The organism is Brevundimonas sp. AC546, from assembly GCF_979258305.1.
In genome coordinates this window covers 2,550,715-2,566,242 of the sequence record NZ_OZ409849.1, presented here as the reverse complement: position 1 = coordinate 2,566,242, position 15,528 = coordinate 2,550,715, and the positions used below count along the sequence as shown (strand labels likewise).

The 15,528-nt window shown below is 65.2% G+C and carries 17 protein-coding genes; 2 read left to right on the top strand and 15 right to left on the bottom strand.

Translation table 11 applies throughout. The features are described 5' to 3' along the window. Positions 1 to 436: 436 nt before the first annotated feature. On the bottom strand, positions 437 to 991 hold the full coding sequence (locus ACZZZD_RS12650; RefSeq protein ID WP_463435499.1) for a lysozyme inhibitor LprI family protein: 555 nt from the start codon (positions 989 to 991) through the stop codon (positions 437 to 439). Between the two features lie 84 nt (positions 992 to 1,075). Here ACZZZD_RS12650 and ACZZZD_RS12645 point away from each other — a divergent pair, with 84 nt between their 5' ends. Then, positions 1,076 to 2,104: a L,D-transpeptidase family protein gene (locus ACZZZD_RS12645; protein WP_463435497.1), complete on the top strand. Its 1,029-nt coding sequence runs from the start codon at positions 1,076 to 1,078 to the stop codon at positions 2,102 to 2,104. Between the two features lie 33 nt (positions 2,105 to 2,137). On the opposite strand, the gene ACZZZD_RS12640 is transcribed toward ACZZZD_RS12645, so the two are convergent. The 3 genes from ACZZZD_RS12640 to ACZZZD_RS12630 all read right to left on the bottom strand — a co-directional run bounded on the left by ACZZZD_RS12640 (position 2,138) and on the right by ACZZZD_RS12630 (position 4,840). Next, positions 2,138 to 2,848: a hypothetical protein gene (locus tag ACZZZD_RS12640; protein ID WP_463435496.1), complete on the bottom strand. Its 711-nt coding sequence runs from the start codon at positions 2,846 to 2,848 to the stop codon at positions 2,138 to 2,140. Positions 2,849 to 2,987: 139 nt separating this feature from the next. Then, a complete protein-coding gene (locus ACZZZD_RS12635; RefSeq protein ID WP_463435494.1) occupies positions 2,988 to 3,764 on the bottom strand; it encodes a lysostaphin resistance A-like protein in 777 nt (258 codons plus the stop codon). Continuing rightward, the gene (locus tag ACZZZD_RS12630) at positions 3,761 to 4,840 is read right to left on the bottom strand and encodes a hypothetical protein (RefSeq protein WP_463435493.1); all 1,080 of its coding nucleotides are present in this window, start codon (positions 4,838 to 4,840) and stop codon (positions 3,761 to 3,763) included. Before ACZZZD_RS12630 ends, ACZZZD_RS12635 begins: the two co-directional genes overlap by 4 nt. 221 nt (positions 4,841 to 5,061) lie before the next feature. Between ACZZZD_RS12630 and ACZZZD_RS12625 the strand changes: the two genes are divergently transcribed. Then, positions 5,062 to 5,721: a hypothetical protein gene (locus ACZZZD_RS12625; RefSeq protein WP_463435492.1), complete on the top strand. Its 660-nt coding sequence runs from the start codon at positions 5,062 to 5,064 to the stop codon at positions 5,719 to 5,721. Positions 5,722 to 6,348: 627 nt separating this feature from the next. On the opposite strand, the gene ACZZZD_RS12620 is transcribed toward ACZZZD_RS12625, so the two are convergent. Genes ACZZZD_RS12620 through ACZZZD_RS12570 form a run of 11 tightly spaced genes read right to left on the bottom strand, consistent with a single transcriptional unit; the run spans position 6,349 to position 15,513 of the window. Then, positions 6,349 to 6,693, bottom strand: coding sequence for a hypothetical protein (locus ACZZZD_RS12620; RefSeq protein ID WP_135194676.1), 345 nt, complete (start codon positions 6,691 to 6,693; stop codon positions 6,349 to 6,351). Positions 6,694 to 6,695: 2 nt separating this feature from the next. Further along, positions 6,696 to 7,238, bottom strand: coding sequence for a chemotaxis protein CheD (locus ACZZZD_RS12615; protein ID WP_463435489.1), 543 nt, complete (start codon positions 7,236 to 7,238; stop codon positions 6,696 to 6,698). Then, complete coding sequence (locus tag ACZZZD_RS12610; protein WP_463435487.1) at positions 7,235 to 7,624, bottom strand: response regulator; 390 nt, start codon at positions 7,622 to 7,624, stop codon at positions 7,235 to 7,237. The genes ACZZZD_RS12615 and ACZZZD_RS12610 overlap by 4 nt, the downstream gene beginning before the upstream one ends. 15 nt (positions 7,625 to 7,639) lie before the next feature. Continuing rightward, positions 7,640 to 8,680: a protein-glutamate methylesterase/protein-glutamine glutaminase gene (locus tag ACZZZD_RS12605; protein WP_463435485.1), complete on the bottom strand. Its 1,041-nt coding sequence runs from the start codon at positions 8,678 to 8,680 to the stop codon at positions 7,640 to 7,642. Continuing rightward, the gene (locus tag ACZZZD_RS12600) at positions 8,680 to 9,540 is read right to left on the bottom strand and encodes a CheR family methyltransferase (RefSeq protein WP_463435484.1); all 861 of its coding nucleotides are present in this window, start codon (positions 9,538 to 9,540) and stop codon (positions 8,680 to 8,682) included. Before ACZZZD_RS12600 ends, ACZZZD_RS12605 begins: the two co-directional genes overlap by 1 nt. Then, on the bottom strand, positions 9,537 to 9,992 hold the full coding sequence (locus ACZZZD_RS12595) for a chemotaxis protein CheW (RefSeq protein ID WP_159846579.1): 456 nt from the start codon (positions 9,990 to 9,992) through the stop codon (positions 9,537 to 9,539). Before ACZZZD_RS12595 ends, ACZZZD_RS12600 begins: the two co-directional genes overlap by 4 nt. A 3-nt stretch (positions 9,993 to 9,995) precedes the next feature. After that, the gene (locus ACZZZD_RS12590; protein ID WP_463435482.1) at positions 9,996 to 12,200 is read right to left on the bottom strand and encodes a chemotaxis protein CheA; all 2,205 of its coding nucleotides are present in this window, start codon (positions 12,198 to 12,200) and stop codon (positions 9,996 to 9,998) included. Between the two features lie 27 nt (positions 12,201 to 12,227). Next, positions 12,228 to 12,593, bottom strand: a complete 366-nt coding sequence (locus tag ACZZZD_RS12585) for a response regulator (protein ID WP_463435480.1) — start codon at positions 12,591 to 12,593, stop codon at positions 12,228 to 12,230. Further along, positions 12,590 to 12,865 (bottom strand): STAS domain-containing protein, encoded by a 276-nt coding sequence (locus ACZZZD_RS12580; RefSeq protein ID WP_463435478.1) that lies wholly within the window; start codon positions 12,863 to 12,865, stop codon positions 12,590 to 12,592. Before ACZZZD_RS12580 ends, ACZZZD_RS12585 begins: the two co-directional genes overlap by 4 nt. Then, positions 12,865 to 14,790, bottom strand: a complete 1,926-nt coding sequence (locus tag ACZZZD_RS12575) for a methyl-accepting chemotaxis protein (protein ID WP_463436131.1) — start codon at positions 14,788 to 14,790, stop codon at positions 12,865 to 12,867. The genes ACZZZD_RS12580 and ACZZZD_RS12575 overlap by 1 nt, the downstream gene beginning before the upstream one ends. A 45-nt stretch (positions 14,791 to 14,835) precedes the next feature. Beyond that, the gene (locus ACZZZD_RS12570; protein WP_463435477.1) at positions 14,836 to 15,513 is read right to left on the bottom strand and encodes a TorF family putative porin; all 678 of its coding nucleotides are present in this window, start codon (positions 15,511 to 15,513) and stop codon (positions 14,836 to 14,838) included. Between the last annotated feature and the right edge of the window lie 15 nt (positions 15,514 to 15,528).

Genomic DNA, 15,528 nt, shown 5'->3' with positions numbered 1-15,528 from the left:
TGGCCCTTCCGTCAACACTGAAATCGTCAAGAAAGCCCAGGAGGGCACTGTAGCAAAGTAGAAAATGCATCACTACAATAGTCAAGTCCGGCAATAATAAAAATGATCGTTAACTGTAGATTGCGGTGAAGCTTCGGCCCTTGTGTCAGTCGAGATGTATTCCGCGATCTTGCCCCGATGATCAAAAAGGCCGGCTCTAAAGACGCCGACATCGCGGTGCCTGCCCTGAACGAGGGCCCAGACTGTTGTCCGGCCTTTATCCCAGGCTCGCGCCAAGCGACGAAATGTACCAAGACTCCTGCGAAAAACTCGTGCCCTCCCCGTGGCGGGCCGACTGCGATTATGTAAGTTTGGCTAACCTGCACGCTGTCGACGGACGACCTCGGCAGAATAGTGGTGCTGGTCTCGGCGCCCAAGCGACCGGCCAACTGGAAGCTCAGCGCTTGAACCGGCAGGAAAGTCGAACACCGTCGTGTCGCTGAATGGTCAGGCTGCGGCCTGCCGCGAAGGTGTTGAAGGGCGACCAGTGGGTGGTTCTTTGACCGGCGATCCAGGCAAACCCTGCATCCCCATAAGCCGCCACAACGCCGTCACGCACATCGAGCCGTAGGGTTTGCCGGTCACCAGCGCCAACGCAGCGCGCAGTTTTGAGGTGGCTGTCGGTAGGCTCGAGAACGGCGACGAACAGCCGCTCGCGCTCGGCGTTAGCGTCACGCAGACACGCGCCCTGATCGATCTGGAAGGCGCACAGGGCGCGCCGCTTGAACCACGCCGGCTGATCCTCGATCCAATCGTTCGTAGGCATGGCGGCCTCGACCGCTCGCCAACTTGCGGAGAGGTCACGCTCCTGTCTGGAGAGGTCTTGATCGGCGCAGATGAACTGATCGGAAGCATAGACGGGGCGGTCACAGTTGGCTGTCGTCTGCTCCATCGGAGGCGGAACTGCCTGCGCCGTCATCCAAAGACCTGTGATGGCGAGAACGATGCTCATGTGCTTCTCCCGACGCGCGTTGTGACGGGACGTCGGCGCGAATAGTCTCGCGTGAGATTAGCACCAAAGCCCAGAGGATCGGCCATGAGCCTGTCGGAATACATGAGGCGCGCAATGCGACCGTCCGTTTTGGCCGTGCTCCTGGCTGTTTCGGGCGCGGAGTCCGCCTTAACCCAAGGTCGCCCGGCCAGCGCGGCTGTGGACCTCGCGCGCGCAGCGGAAACGCTCCAGCCGGGCGAGTGGGTATGGGCCCCCGAGATCGCCCCGACCGGACCGATCATGATCTATGTGAACCTGTCCGACCAACGCGCCACCGTTTACCGCAACGGCGTCCGGATCGGGGTGAGCACCATCTCGTCAGGACAGCCGGGGCACGAGACGCCCACGGGCGTCTTCACAATCCTCCAAAAGGACGCCCGTCACCATTCCACGACCTACGACAATGCGCCGATGTTCTACATGGAGCGGCTGACCTGGGACGGCATCGCGTTGCATGCTGGCGGTTTGCCCGGCTTCCCGGAAAGTCATGGCTGCGTGCACCTGCCGCTGCAGTTTGCCCGCCTGCTTTATGGAGCGACCGACTTCAGCGTGACGGTCGTAATCGCGGGCGACGCGGCTCGGCATGTGGGCGCGGTTCCCGCAGGCGTGCTGGCGCCGTTCGCGGCGGGCGGCCGTCCTGTCGAGCTGCTGGCCGTGGATGCGCCATGGCGCTGGAAACCAGAGCAGGCGGCTGAGGGACCGACGACGATCATCATCTCCAAGGTCGATCAGGTCGCCGTGGTCCTGCGCAACGGCGTCGAGATCGGCCGCAGCGTCATCGCTCTCGACGATCACGATGGGGAGGTACACGTCTTGACCCTGTCGTCCGGGCCAGGCGGCGGTGAGAGATGGGTCTACGCCGGCCTGCCGGGACGCGAGGCCGAGGCGGGAGCCGAGTTGAGCGCGGCCATGGTCGGTCGCCTGCGTGCGCCGCGCCCGTTTTACGCTCAGCTTCGGGCAAGCCTCCGCCCTGGCGACACCGTCGTGATCACTCCCGCGCCGATCGGGGAGGGGTCGGTCGGCCATCCCCTGACGGTGATGGACTCCATCGCCGAGCCGATCGCGACCCCTTAAAGGCGGGGACGCAGGGGCGCGTCGCCGCCAGTTTCAGCGGCCAGCGCTAACGTTCAGCGTATAGTTGGCGCGCTCTCCGCGACGCGCCGCGTTGCGCATCAGGTAGACTTCGACCTTGTAGGTCCCGCTGGCGGTCGTGCGTCCCTGATAGCGATTGCCGCTGGTCGATCCGATGAACAGGGCTTGGTTGGCGCCGGGCGCGGTGACGTTGAAATAGCTGGATCGGTTTGATGTCCGCATGCTGACTGTAAAGGTCTGGCCGGCGCGCAGATCGATCAAATAGGTCACGGTTTCGTAGCCCGACACCGTGCCTTGCCGCGTTGCCGACGATGCGCCGCGCGCAAAGCGGATGGTCTCGGTCCGGCCGCTGGCGACCGGGCCTCCGACTGGACCCGGCAGGGTGGTGGGACGCCCGTTAGGGACTGATCCCGGCAAGGTCGTCGGGCGCGACCGGCGGCAGTCCGGCGCCGGCGTCGATACGATCGAGTCATATCTGCCGTTCACCGTCGCCACCGACAGGCAGACGCCGCGTCGCTCGTTCCACCAGTAGGTCCAGGAGCGGTCGTCGCCCGTCTCGCCGCCGACGTTGACATATCCGCGTGTGTTCAGGACGGTCTCGCCGCTGCTGCCGCGCGCCCCGACCAGGTCGCGGACATCCGAGGGCGTGCTCTGGGCCGAGGCCACGCCCGGAAGGGCGAGCGGCGAAAACAGGACCAGGCTCATGGCGATGGCTGAAGGTCGCATCTAAGTCTCCCGCAAAGTCGCTCATCGGCGACGCAAACGACGCTGAAAATTACTTGAACTTATTGGCTCGGACGTGAACGCTTCCGAACTCAAAACCAGAGCGGCTATCACGCGCTAGAGTTCCGCAAGCGCTGCCAAATCATACCCCCGCGTCGATGGGCATATGCCCGATCGTGAACGAGACGAGGAAGAGCGACCAGTCGTTAGCGACATGGGCGATCGCGCAGACCCAGAGATTGCGCGTGACGACGTAGGCCAACGTCAGGATCAGGCGCGCTGTCCCTATCGTCGTAAGGCACTGCAGCACATTCCAGTTGTAGGTCGGCAGATGCATCGCCGCGAACCACAGGGTGGATACGATCACTGCGATGAAGAGCCCCCATCGCCTCGAAAGACCGAACTTGGAAACGCACAGCCACAGCACGGCCAGCAAAGGCAGGATGGTGACCAACTCCTCGCCGATCAACTGGATGAAGGTGCGCGCTAGAAAGAGAAGCAGTTCGGTTTGACTGGCCTTGACCAGCCCTTCCACAGCCGGGTTTGGGGACGTGTCCGCGAGGCTGGTGAGGATAAGGCCGACAACCATCGAGCAGATGATCGTCAGCAGGGCGAAGCCCAGTCCCGCAAGCATGCCTTTGACGCCGATCGGGCGAAAAATAGCCGGAGCACGCCAGCCTGTTACGGCCATCAAGGCCAGCAGCGGCAGGCCGGTGAAGAGCAGCGCAGGAATGAAATCGAGCGGGAAGGTTTTCAGCGGCAGCGACACCAACAGGCCGAAGGCGACCAGCACAGCGGCGATGATCGTCAGCCAGCCGCGCCCGCTGATCTGAACCGGCTCCCCATTGTAGTAGGGCAGGTCGGTTGTGGCCGACCGGTGGATCCGATCCTTCGCGTCAGTCCGGAATGCGGCGATCATTTCAGGCGTCCGCTGAGGGTCTCGGGCGTTTCGATGGTGCGCTCCCACTTGAGGGACTTGATCTCCCAAGCGGGGTCCGTGGCTTTCAGATCGCGCAGCAATCCGGGCAAGTGGCCGGCGCCGTATGTGACATAGATTTTGTTCGCCGGGCTTTGGGTGATCCGCGCCGCCAGCTCGCGATTGCGATAGTCGAGCACGACCCTATTGATCGGAGCGCTCTCGTCGTCATTGGACGTCACGATATTGAGGATGCCTCGGCACGCCGTTCCAACCAGAAGCTGCTGGCCCGGGGTCGCGCGATCCAGCCAGGCTAGGGTTTTGGCCATGCTGGCGCTGGACGCCTCATCATTCTTCACATCGGACGAACGGGCATAGGCGGCGAACTCTGGGTCTGTGCGGACGAGACGTTCGTATTCGCGCTTCATGTCACCCGTCGTGACGTCGGCGGCGACGTGCCGCTCCGGGTGCGCCGCCTTGTCCACGTCCAGCAGGGTGAAATAGTTTAACTGGAAGTCGAGCCCGCACGCTTTGCCGAAAGCGGTGTAGTTGGCGGATAGATCCCCGCCGCCGGCCAGGGTCTGGCTGAACCAAGCCTCAGCGCTCGGGTCAGGCCGCACCCCTTCGTAGAAGATGACGTAGCCCTCGGTCAGGGCGCGTTCCAGGTCATAGACCACGCCCTTGTAGAAGCTCTCTGTGCCGATATGCATCATGCCTTGGAAGACCACTGTCTTCTTGCCGTTCGACAGGGTGGCCAGCGGCACGGTCACCGGGCGCAGCGTCGCGTTGAACGCCAGGAAATAGATCGGCGTCGCCGCCAGGATCGCCAGCACGGCGAAGGTGGCAAAAGCCGTCTTCAGCAGCGACCTCCGCCATGGCTGCCTACGTTGTCGGGAGAACAATCGCCGCACACCCCAGGCGATGGGCGCGGCTAGAAAGCCGGCAAAGACCGCCAAGCCCAGAACCGCCCACCAGCCGACATCGAACAGGATCGGCAGGCTCAACAGCATGCCGACCAGAATTAGGAACCACAGGATCGCGGAAACGCGGATCAGCCAGACGCCGGTAGACTCTTTCAATCTGCTCTCCTGGCTCCTGAAGCGGATCCGACGAACGAAGAAGCCTCTGCTACGATATGGCTGCGACGTCTCGGAGAGCAGTTGGTCTCAACTCCCCCAAACCGTCAATCGATGTTCAAAAGCAGCGCGCCTCCAGCGTAATCCGATTGTGGATGTCTTACAGGTCTGCAACGGTAAGCGCTTGCGGACAACCAACTGCAGTCGAGGCAATCATGGATTTCATGAAGCTCCTGAAAAGCTTCGAGGATTTCATCTTTGAAGCCGCCAGTTGGCTGATTTTTTATCCGCTCACTCTCGGACGCATCATCATGCATCCGCTCAAGGCGATGGAGTATTCCGATCGCGAACAGACTGACGACAGCGAGCATCGCTACGACGATGCTTTGAGCCCACCGCTATTGCTGTTGGTGACGATCGTCCTGGCCAATATCATCTCCGCGGCGGCCCATATCCCGCCACCGGAAGCGACCTCGGAAACGTTCAAGGCGATTTCAACGACCCAGCAAAACCTGATCCTCTTTCGCTCATTGGTCTTCAGCCTGGTCCCGCTCATCACCGCTGCAAGCTTGGTGCATCGGCAAGGCAAGAAATTGAGCCGCCAAACCCTACGGGCCCCCTTTTATGCGCAATGCTATCTCGCCGCGCTCTGCGCTGCGTCCTTCACCCTTGGCGATGTCTTCCTCCGACGCCCCGACCTTAACAACGCGATTGGCTGGGCCATAATCTTCGGCGGGTTTCTCTGGTTTATGAATGTTCAGTCCGCATGGTTCGCGAGGAAACTCAATGTAAGTCGGCAAAAGGGGACGTTGATCGCGGCTTGGGCGACCGTCCGGGCCCTCGCCTATCTGCTCATTATCGTGATCCCGATCGTAATCGTTTGAACGAAGTACTTTGCTGTTGCCCTCAAGAAGCGAGGAGCGAGCCGAGAAGAACTGGTTCAACTCGCGCGACGGCTAGTGGGAAAGCGTTGTCGAGCTCATGAATCCTTTAACGCAGCTTCGATACGATGCGCGTTCCATCGGAGCGGCGAGGCCGCTCCGGGGGGAGGATGAAGCTAAAAGTCGATGAAGCCCACTGCGTTAGCTCCTAGGCCTTATAGACGATGGAAGGCGGGGCGTGGTTTTCCACTGACCCTTCGACGACCACTCCAAGACTGAGCAGGTCCTAGGTGGTTTCGGTTCAATCTGAGCAGCTCTCAGGTGGTCGCCTCAAATGGTCACATTTCCGGAACCTAACGATTGCGGCCCCGGAGTGAGTAGGTTTTAAGTGGTCCCGACACCTTTTATCGAGACCACCTGACGCGGCTCAAACCGCTTAAGCAGCTGAATCCGCCGCGTAAATGACAGCGCCAACAGGTTACTCAGCGTCAACCGCCGCACCACGCAGCCGGATGGAGCGCAGTCCATCGGCGCCGGCAACGCGCATCGACCGCCTAAGGGCCATGAGCAGCGCCCATCAGGAGGATCGTGGCATGCGCCAGGTTGAGCCGGCCGCCGCCGGCCATGGCGTCAGAATAGCATCAGGTCGCCGGCGTCGGCGGTGGACGCCGGGCGATGTTCGCCGGCGGCGGGCCGCAGGCGGCCGGCCATGTCGGCCAGCGACAGTCGGCTGACGGCCTCGGACGGGCTGGCGCCGCCGCCCAGCATGCGCAGGACGCCGGACAGGGCCTCGAGCCGCTGGGTCAGGGCGTCGAGCGCCTGGGCCTGGGTCAGGGCGTTGGGGCGTTCCTCCGGCGGGGCGCGGCGGACCAGATCGCTGACCAGGGCCTCGATCCCGTCGATGCCTTCGCGGACCAGCATCAGCTCGTCGGCGACGGCGGCCAGCAGATCGGCGTGTTCGGGAGGGGCGCTCATGATCAGAACAGTTCCAGCGCGCCGGTATCGACCGGGGCGACGACGGGCACAGGCTTGGGCGCGACGACATCGGTGACGGCGCGCTGCAGGGCGCGGCCGGAGACCGGCCAGTAATGCAGACGACGTCCGCCGTCGCCGCGCAGGCTTCCGCCCACGACCGGGATGCCTTCGTCGCGCAGGAAACGTTCGGCGAAGTCGGCGTTGCTGCGGCCCACATCGCGCAGGCTGTCGAACATGCGTCCGCCGCCGAACAGCTTGGCTTCCAGCCGCTCGCGCCGACCGCCGGCCTTCAGCAGGTCATTGATCAGAAGCTCCATCGCATAGGCGCCGTAGCGACGCCCGGCGTCGGTCCCCGCCCCCGAGCCTTCCGGCAGCAGGAAGTGGTTCATGCCGCCGACGCCCGCCAGCGGATCGCGCAGGCACATGGCGACGCAGGACCCCAGGATGGTGCTGAGCACGACGTTGGGATCGGACGTGATGTGGTGCTCGCCCTGACCGACGTGAACGCGTTTCTCCACGCTGTCCTTCAGAGCGGCGAAGCTCATGTCAGGGGACCGAAGACGGCTTCCAGCTTGCCTTTGAGCTGAGCGACCGTGAATGGCTTGACCAGGTAGTTGTTGACGCCGAACTGCACCGCGCGCTGGACCAGTTCGCGGTCGGCGCGGCCGGTCAGCATGATAAAGGCGGTCTTGGACGTGGGCGGGTGGGCGCGCACGGCGCGCAGCAGGCCCAGCCCGTCCAGGTTCGGCATGTTGTAATCCGAGATGATCAGGTGCGCGGGCTTGGACACGATGTCGCGCAGCGCGATCTCGCCGTCGGCGGCCTCGCGAATCTCGCGAACGCCGAGTTGTTGCAGACTGGTGCGGACCAGCGAGCGCATAGTCATCTGGTCGTCGACGACCAGACAGTGGAGAGAGGCGGCGGCGGGCATGAGGTACGCTCCCGGTTAGGCGACTGACCGTGCGGCCTTATCGGCGCACAGTTCTAGGATGGCGGGGGACAGGCGGTGCAGCGGCAACTGCCGCTCCACGGCGCCCAGTTCGAAGGCGGCCTTGGGCATGCCGTAGACGACGCAGGTGGCCTCGTCCTGGCCCAGGGTGCGGCCGCCGGCTTCGCGCACGGCCAGAAGGCCCTTGGCGCCGTCGCGGCCCATGCCCGTCAGAATGACGCCCGTCATCGGACGCTTCAGGCGCACGACGGACTCGAACATCACGTCGACGGAGGGGCGGTGGCCGTTGACCGGATCGCTGGCGATCAGGCGGCAGCGTGGCGTCAGGCCAGAGGAAACCTCCAGATGGGTCGCGCCGCCAGGGGCCAGATAGATGTGGCCGGTTTTCAGCGGCGCGCCGTCTACCGCCTCAGTGACGGTCGGGGCGCAGACGCGGTCCAGACGAGCGGCGAAGCTGGCGGTGAAGGTCGCCGGCATGTGCTGGGTGATGATCGTGGCGGGGCAGTTTTCGGGGAAACCGCTGAGCACCGTCAGCAGGGCCTCGACCCCGCCGGTGGACGAGCCGATGGCCAGGATATGATTGAAATCGGGGCGATAGGCGCGCGGCGCCTCGGCGGCGGCCGGCGTGTCGCCTCGGGCGCGGACGCGCGAGCGGGCGGCGGTCTTCACCTTGCCGATCAGGTCGTGGAAGGCGTCCACGCTGGCGACCGCCGGCTTGGCGACGGCGTCCACGGCGCCGATCTCCAGCGCGGCCAGGGTCACGTCGGTCCCCGCCGCCGTCAGGGTCGAAACCATGACCACCGGCATGGGCCGCAGCCGCATGATCTTTTCCAGGAACTCCAGCCCGTTCATGTTGGGCATTTCGACGTCCAGGGTGATGACGTCGGGGTTCAGGGCCTTGATCGCAGCGCGCGCCTCGATGGGATCGGCGGCGGTGCCGACAACCTCGATCTCAGGGTCCGATTTCAGGGCGGCCGAGATCAGGCCGCGCATGGTCAGGCTGTCGTCGACGACCAGGACGCGGACGGGCGCGCTCATCAGGCGCCGCCCAGGCGATAGGTGGTCAGGCCGGCGGTGTGAAGCTGGCTGGCGGCGCCGCCTGAGACGCGTTCGGAATGGCCGATATAGAGAGTCGCGCCGGGGTGCATCAGCGGCGTGAACCGCTTCCACACCCGCTCCTGGGTCGCGTCGTCGAAATAGATCACGACGTTGCGGCAGAAGATGACGTCGAACTTGCCCTTCATCGGCCAGTCGCCGATCAGGTTCAGCTCCTTGAAGCTGACCAGGCGTTTCAGCTGCTGACCGGCTGTCCACTGGCCACGGTCGGCGCGGTCGAAATATTTGCGCCACAGGGTGACGGGCGCCGGCTCCAGCGCTTCCTCGGAGTAGGTGCCGTCGTGGCCTTGGGCGACCATGTTCGGATCGATGTCGGTGGCCAGGATCCGCACATCCAGGTCCGCCGCCTCGGGCAGGACCGACAGGATCGTCAGGGCCATCGAATAGGGCTCCTGCCCGTTCGAACAGGCGGCCGACCACAGGCGCACGCGGCCGCCGGCGCGCGCCCGCGCCGCCAGCTCGGGCATGACACGGTCGCGCAGATCATCGAAATGGTGCGGCTCGCGATAGAAGCGCGTGACGTTGGTGGTCAGGGCCGCCGTCATCTTCTGGCGCTCATCCACGCCGTCCACGCCCTCGACCAGGGCGCAGTAGTCGCGGAAGCTGGTCAGGCCCAGGGTGCGCAGACGCTTGGCCAGGCGCGAATAGACCAGCGCGGCCTTGCCCTCGTTCAGGGCGATGCCGGCATGGGCATGCAGCATTTCGGCGATGTGGCGGAAATCCTCGGCGGTGAAGACGAACTCGCCCTCGACGATGGATCCCCGACCGGCGGCGGCAGTCATGCGGCTTCGGCCTCGACCTGAGGCAGGATGTAATCCAGTTCGATCAGGCTGATCATGCGACCGTCGATGGAGAAGATGCCTTTCACGAAGGTCTTCACCTGGTCGCTAGCCACGTCGGGCGTCGCCTGCACGGAGGCCTCGCTCATCTGCAGGATGTCGGACACGGCGTCGACCAGCAGCCCCACCATCCGACCGCCGATGTGGGCGACCATGATGACGTGGCGGGCCGTCGGTTCCGAGGTCGTCAGACCAAAGCGGGCGCCCAGGTCGATGATCGGCAGGACGGTGCCGCGCAGGTTGATGACGCCCTTCATATAGCCCGGCGAACGCGGCAGAGGCGTCGCGGGCGTCCAGCCGCGGATTTCCCGCACCGACATGATGTCGACGCAGAATTCCTGACTGCCGATGCGGAAGGCGATGAGTTCGCGCTGGGGATCTTTGGCTTCGGTCATGGTTCAGCTCGCGAGCTTGAAATCGGGGCGGATGGATTTGCGGCGCATGTCGGTGACGATGACGTCGACGTCGAGGATCAGGGCCACGCGACCGTCGCCCAGGATGGTGGCGGCGGCGACGCCTTCGACCTGCTGGTAGTTGGTCTCGAGGCTCTTGATGACGACCTGGCGCTGACCCTGGATGGCGTCGAACAGAAGGGCCGCCTGCTGGCCGCTCTCGGTTTCGACGACCACGGCGACGCCGTCGGTCGGGTTCATCGGCTGCTCGCGGAAGCCCATGATCAGGGCCACGTCGATCAGCGGCAGGAAGCGCTCGCGGAAGCGGATCACGGGATCAACGCCGCCGACGAAATGCAGGTCGGCCGCCTGAGGCGTCAGGCTCTCGACGATGGCCGGCAGGGGCGCGATCAGCGTCTGTTCGGCGGCGGCGACGACCATGCCGTCCAGCACCGCCAGCGTCAGCGGCAGGCTGAGGGTGAAGGTCGATCCCTTGCCGGGAACCGAGCTGATGGAGATCCGGCCGCCCAGAGCCTGGATCGAGCGCTTGACCACGTCCATGCCCACGCCCCGGCCCGAGATGTCGGACACGACGGCGGCGGTGGAGAAGCCGGGCGCAAAGATCAGATTGTCGATCTGCTCGTCGGTCAGGGGCGCGTCGGCGGCGATCAGCCCCTTGTCGATGGCGATCTTCTTGACGCGCTCGCGGTTGATGCCGCGACCATCGTCGGAAATCTCGATCACGATCCGGCCCGAACGGTGCAGGGCGGCCAGGCGAACCGTGCCCTCGGCCGACTTGCCGGCGGCGACGCGCTCGTCGGGCGTTTCCAGCCCGTGGTCGATGGCGTTGCGCAGCATGTGGGTGATCGGCTCGGCCAGGCGTTCGACCACGGTCTTGTCGACCTCGGTGTCCTCGCCGACGGTGACCAGGCGGACCTGTTTGGAGACCATGTCGGCGACTTCGCGGACCAGGCGCGGCATGCGCTGGAACACCGACTTCACCGGCTGGGCGCGGATGGCCATGACGCTGTCCTGGATCTCGCGGGTCAGCAGTTCAAGGTCTTCGAGGCCGAGCGCGATGCCGGACGAACGGGCCAGGCCGCTTTCCAGGACGCGTTGCGACAGCATGGCCTGCTGGATGACCAGTTCGCCGACGACGTTGATCAGGCGGTCCACCCGATCCAGGTCGACGCGGATCGTCACCGGCGCCGGGGCGACGGGCGCGGAGGCCGGAGCTGCGGCGGCAGGGGCCGGCGCAGCAACGGGCGGCGGTGCGACAACGGGGGCCGGGTCAGGCTCGAAGGCGACGAATGGGATAACTTCCGCAGGGGCCTCAACGACCGCGCCGCCGGCCTTGGCCAACAGGGCGGCGATGTCCAGATCGTCGCTGGCCGGCAGGATCGCCGCCGGCTCGTCTTCGAACGTCGTGCTCATGTCCGACGCGCCTCCCAAGGGGGTAATGGTCAGTTCGCAGTCGCTCTCCACGAAGTCGAAGACCTCGCGAACGGCGGCCTCATCGACGGCGGCGTCCAGATCGACGGTCCAGGTCAGGCAGCCGTCCTCGACCGGCAGGGCGTCCAGGACGGGCACGTCGGTGTCGTCCAGAACCACCGTCGTCGGGCCAAGGCGGCCCAGTTCGCGCAGCAACAGACCCGTCTCGTTGGCGTTGGCGTACATCCGGCCCAGCGGCTTGAACACGATGCGCCAGCCGACGGCCCCAGGCCCGGGCGCGACGGCGGTCGGTTCGTCCAGCGCCATGTCGAAGGCCATGGGGACGAAGCCGAAATCGTCGTCTTCATCCTCGACCACGGGCTGAGCCTCGCCGCCGTGGGTCAGCATTTCCAGCTCGGCGACCAGGGCGGCGGAGCGCCCCTCGTCCACCGGCGGGATCAGCCCTTGCGCCGCCTGGATATGGTCGGCCAGCACGTCCGAGGCTCGCAGCAGGGTCTTGATCGTGATCGTGTCGCAGGGTTTGCGGCCCCCGCGCAGTTCGTCCATCAGCGTCTCGAACACGTGGGCGAACCGCACCAGGGCTTCCAGCCCGAAGGCCCCTGCCCCGCCCTTGACGGAATGGACGGCGCGGAAGACGGCGTTGATCGTCTCCAGGTCGGTCTGACCCTGCTCCAGCAGCATCAGCTTTGCTTCCAGGTCTGCGAGCAGTTCGTCGCATTCCTGGAAGAAGGTGGCCTTGATGGCTTCGAAGGCGTCCATGGGTCCGGGTCCGGCGGGCGTGGGTGGTCAGGCGGCGACGCGGCGGACGGCGTCCACCAGTTTTGCGGGGTCGAAGGGTTTGACGATCCAGCCGGTGGCGCCGGCGGCGCGCGCGCGCGCCTTCTTCTCGACGTCGCTCTCGGTCGTCAGTACCAGCACCGGCGTGGTGCGGTGGTTCGGATCGGCGCGCACGCCTTCGATGACGCCGAAACCGTCCATGCGGGGCATGTTGATGTCGGTGATGATGACGTCGGCGCCCTTGGCGGCCAGCGTCTCCAGTCCGTCCACACCGTCGATGGCCTGGATCACGGTATAGCCCGCGTCTTCCAGCGCCATCAGCAGCATGTCGCGCATGGTGCGTGAATCGTCGATTGTCAGAACGGTCTTCGTCATGCCGTCAGCCCCTCGGTGTTGAAGTCGGGCGCGCCAAAAGCCGCCCATTGTTCCACCCAAGCTTGCGACACAGAACCTAACCTTAGGTTGACGCCATCGATTGCCCAGGTTTTCCGCGCCGACATGAGGATTTGCAGGCACAGTCCTCCCAGGCGCTGGACCGCCGAGGCGTCCAGCGTCAGGTCTTGACCGCGAAAAGCCAGCAGTTCGGCCTTCAACGGCTCTGCCGCATTACGGTCCAGCACATCGACCAGGGTCAGGGTCTCGCTCATCAGAACTCCTCCCAGCCGTCTTCGACGGCGGCGGCTTGCGGCTTCAGGGCGGCGCCGCCGCGACCGATGGTCTTCAGCGCGGCGACCATGCGGCTGGCGGGTTTGGGCGCAGGCGGGGCCGAATGGGTGCGAACCGGCGCAGGCGAAGACGCCTGCTGGTGCGAACCGACGCGGAACTGAGCGACCGACGCCTGCAGGCTTTCAGCCTCCTGAGCCAGCGAATGGCTGGCGGCGGTCGATTGCTCGACCATCGCCGCGTTCTGTTGCGTGACCTGATCCATCTGGTTCACGGCGGTGTTGACCTGGGCCAGGCCCACGGCCTGTTCCTGGGCCGAGGCGGCGATCTCGGTGACCAGGCTGTCGATTTCGGCGACCCGGTCCACGATCCGTTGCAAGGCCTCGCCGGTCTCGCCCACCAGTTTCACGCCGGCGCCGACCTGGCCGGTAGAGGCCGAGATCAGGGTCTTGATTTCCTTGGCCGCTTCGGCCGAGCGCTGGGCCAGAGCCCGAACTTCGGAGGCGACCACCGCAAAGCCGCGACCGGCGTCGCCTGCACGAGCAGCTTCCACGCCCGCGTTCAGGGCCAGAAGGTTGGTCTGGAAGGCGATCTCGTCGATGACGCCGATGATCTGGCTGATCTGCGACGACGACTGTTCGATCGCGGTCATGGCGGAAACGGCGTCACGAACGACCACGCCGCTCTTCTCGGCATCGCCGCGCGCGGCCTGAACCACGTCGGAGGCCTGTCGCGCGCCCGAGGCGGTCTTGTTCACCGTGGCGGTGATCTCGTCCAGGGCGGCGGCGGTTTCTTCCAGCGAAGCGGCCTGCTGCTCGGTGCGGCGTGACAGGTCGTCGGCGGCCTGGCTGATCTCGCCAGCGCCCGAGCGGATGCCGGAGATGTTGGCGACCACGACCGAGACGGCCTGCTGCAACTGGGCGATGGCGGCGTTGAAGTCGGTCTTCAGCACTTCGGCACGCGGCGCGACTTCCGTCGTGAACCGGTGCGTCAGGTCGCCGTTGGCCATGGCGGACAGGCCGTTCGCCAGGGCGTCCAGGGCGACCTTGTCTTCGGCGGCGGCGCGGGCCTTGTCGGCCTCGTTGGCGGCGCGTTCCTGCTCGCTCATCGAGCGGTGCGCGGCGGCTTCCTGCTCGACGCGGACCTTGTCGATGGCGGCGTCGCGGAAGGCGACGATGGCCTGGCCCATCTTGCCGAACTCGTCCTTGCGGTCGGCGCCGACGATCTGGATCGCGGTGTCGCCCGCCATCAGCTTCTGCATATAGCCGATCATCGTGAAGATCGGCCGCGTGATGGCGCGGGTAGCGGCGAAGCCGGCGGCCAGAGCGATCACGAGTGCGGCGATCAAGCCGATCACCACCGCATTCATCGCGTCGTGGGTCGCCTGCGCCTGAGCATCTCGAGCTGCGGTCAGGGCGGCGTCATTCGAAGCCTTGATCTCGTCGATCGCCTCTTCCAGAGGAGCGACATACGTGTCGGCGACGCCGGTGCGGCCGACCATACTGACCGCTTCGGCGCCTCGGCCTTCGCGGACCATGGCGGAACCAGCCTCGACCACATTTTTGTACCAGGTCGCGTTCGCTTCCACTCCCTTGTCGATCGGCGCGGTGCGATCGGCGGGCAATATGGTCCGCAACTCAGCCATGGCCCCCAAGAACTTGGCGCGGTGGGCGTCGAGACGCTCGATGTAGTAGGGATCCTGGGAAAGCAGATAGCCCCGAAGCGCGTTCTCCTGCCGCGCCATGTAGAACTCAGCCGTGGCGGTCGTGCGGTTCGCCTTGTTCTCCAGGCTACGTTGATCGCCAGACGTTTCCATCTTGACCAGGCTCATCACCACCACGGCGCCCATGACGGCGATCGCCATAAGCACCAAACCGAAAGCCGCAAACAGCTTCCGGCCGACCGGCATATTTTCGATAATCTTCAACTCAGCATCCCCCGATGGATCGGTAACTCAGAACGAATAGGTGGCGGCGGCGACGAGGCGGCCCTCGTAGGGCTCGCCCACGCTGTGGCGGTCGGTGTCGTACCAGCGCAGATCGACGGCGAAGGCGTCGGTCAGCTTGTGCTTGGCCCCGACGTTCCAGGCGTTGTAATCGACCCCGCCGTCCGCCATGCGGTTGGCGACAGCGGCCGACACCTTGGTCTTGGCGGCGACGGCGACCGTGCCTTGAAGCTCAAGCCACCAGGCCTCTTTCGTGGCCGCGAAGCCGTCGGGCGAATAGTTGACGCGCAGGCGCGTGGCGATCGGACCCAGCTTGCGCGAGGCGTCGGCCTGATATTCGAAATAGTTCTCATCGACGCCGAGGCGCGAGCCCGTCAGGTCGCGGTTGACGACGCCCAGATCGAAGGCGACGCCGGCCGCCTTGGGGCGCCAGCCGACCATGCTGACGATCTCCATGTCATAGCCTTGGGATCCGGCCGCGTCCGAGACGAAGACGCTGGCGTAACCGTCGCCGAAGTCGACCTCGGCCTTGGCGAAAGGCGCGGTCTTCTCGTCGCTCTTGCCCAGTCCCTTGCCGACATATTGACTGGCGACGCCGACATCCAGACCGAACGACTGGGCCTGGGCGGCGATGGGTGCTGCGAGGCTTACTGCCGCGACAGCGAAGAGGGGAAACGAACGAAACATGATGGTCCTTGAGGC

Excerpts from the sequence above, each read along its gene's own strand:
- ACZZZD_RS12585 (WP_463435480.1), bottom strand. The coding sequence starts at position 12,593 with ATGACGAAGACCGTTCTGACAATCGACGATTCACGCACCATGCGCGAC.
- ACZZZD_RS12580 (WP_463435478.1), bottom strand. The coding sequence starts at position 12,865 with ATGAGCGAGACCCTGACCCTGGTCGATGTGCTGGACCGTAATGCGGCA.
- ACZZZD_RS12650 (WP_463435499.1), bottom strand. The coding sequence starts at position 991 with ATGAGCATCGTTCTCGCCATCACAGGTCTTTGGATGACGGCGCAGGCA.
- ACZZZD_RS12620 (WP_135194676.1), bottom strand. The coding sequence starts at position 6,693 with ATGAGCGCCCCTCCCGAACACGCCGATCTGCTGGCCGCCGTCGCCGAC.
- ACZZZD_RS12645 (WP_463435497.1), top strand. The coding sequence starts at position 1,076 with ATGAGCCTGTCGGAATACATGAGGCGCGCAATGCGACCGTCCGTTTTG.
- ACZZZD_RS12625 (WP_463435492.1), top strand. The coding sequence starts at position 5,062 with ATGAAGCTCCTGAAAAGCTTCGAGGATTTCATCTTTGAAGCCGCCAGT.
- ACZZZD_RS12590 (WP_463435482.1), bottom strand. The coding sequence starts at position 12,200 with ATGGACGCCTTCGAAGCCATCAAGGCCACCTTCTTCCAGGAATGCGAC.
- ACZZZD_RS12640 (WP_463435496.1), bottom strand. The coding sequence starts at position 2,848 with ATGCGACCTTCAGCCATCGCCATGAGCCTGGTCCTGTTTTCGCCGCTC.
- ACZZZD_RS12595 (WP_159846579.1), bottom strand. The coding sequence starts at position 9,992 with ATGACCGAAGCCAAAGATCCCCAGCGCGAACTCATCGCCTTCCGCATC.
- ACZZZD_RS12615 (WP_463435489.1), bottom strand. The coding sequence starts at position 7,238 with ATGAGCTTCGCCGCTCTGAAGGACAGCGTGGAGAAACGCGTTCACGTC.
- ACZZZD_RS12610 (WP_463435487.1), bottom strand. The coding sequence starts at position 7,624 with ATGCCCGCCGCCGCCTCTCTCCACTGTCTGGTCGTCGACGACCAGATG.
- ACZZZD_RS12635 (WP_463435494.1), bottom strand. The coding sequence starts at position 3,764 with ATGATCGCCGCATTCCGGACTGACGCGAAGGATCGGATCCACCGGTCG.
- ACZZZD_RS12600 (WP_463435484.1), bottom strand. The coding sequence starts at position 9,540 with ATGACTGCCGCCGCCGGTCGGGGATCCATCGTCGAGGGCGAGTTCGTC.
- ACZZZD_RS12575 (WP_463436131.1), bottom strand. The coding sequence starts at position 14,790 with ATGCCGGTCGGCCGGAAGCTGTTTGCGGCTTTCGGTTTGGTGCTTATG.
- ACZZZD_RS12570 (WP_463435477.1), bottom strand. The coding sequence starts at position 15,513 with ATGTTTCGTTCGTTTCCCCTCTTCGCTGTCGCGGCAGTAAGCCTCGCA.
- ACZZZD_RS12605 (WP_463435485.1), bottom strand. The coding sequence starts at position 8,680 with ATGAGCGCGCCCGTCCGCGTCCTGGTCGTCGACGACAGCCTGACCATG.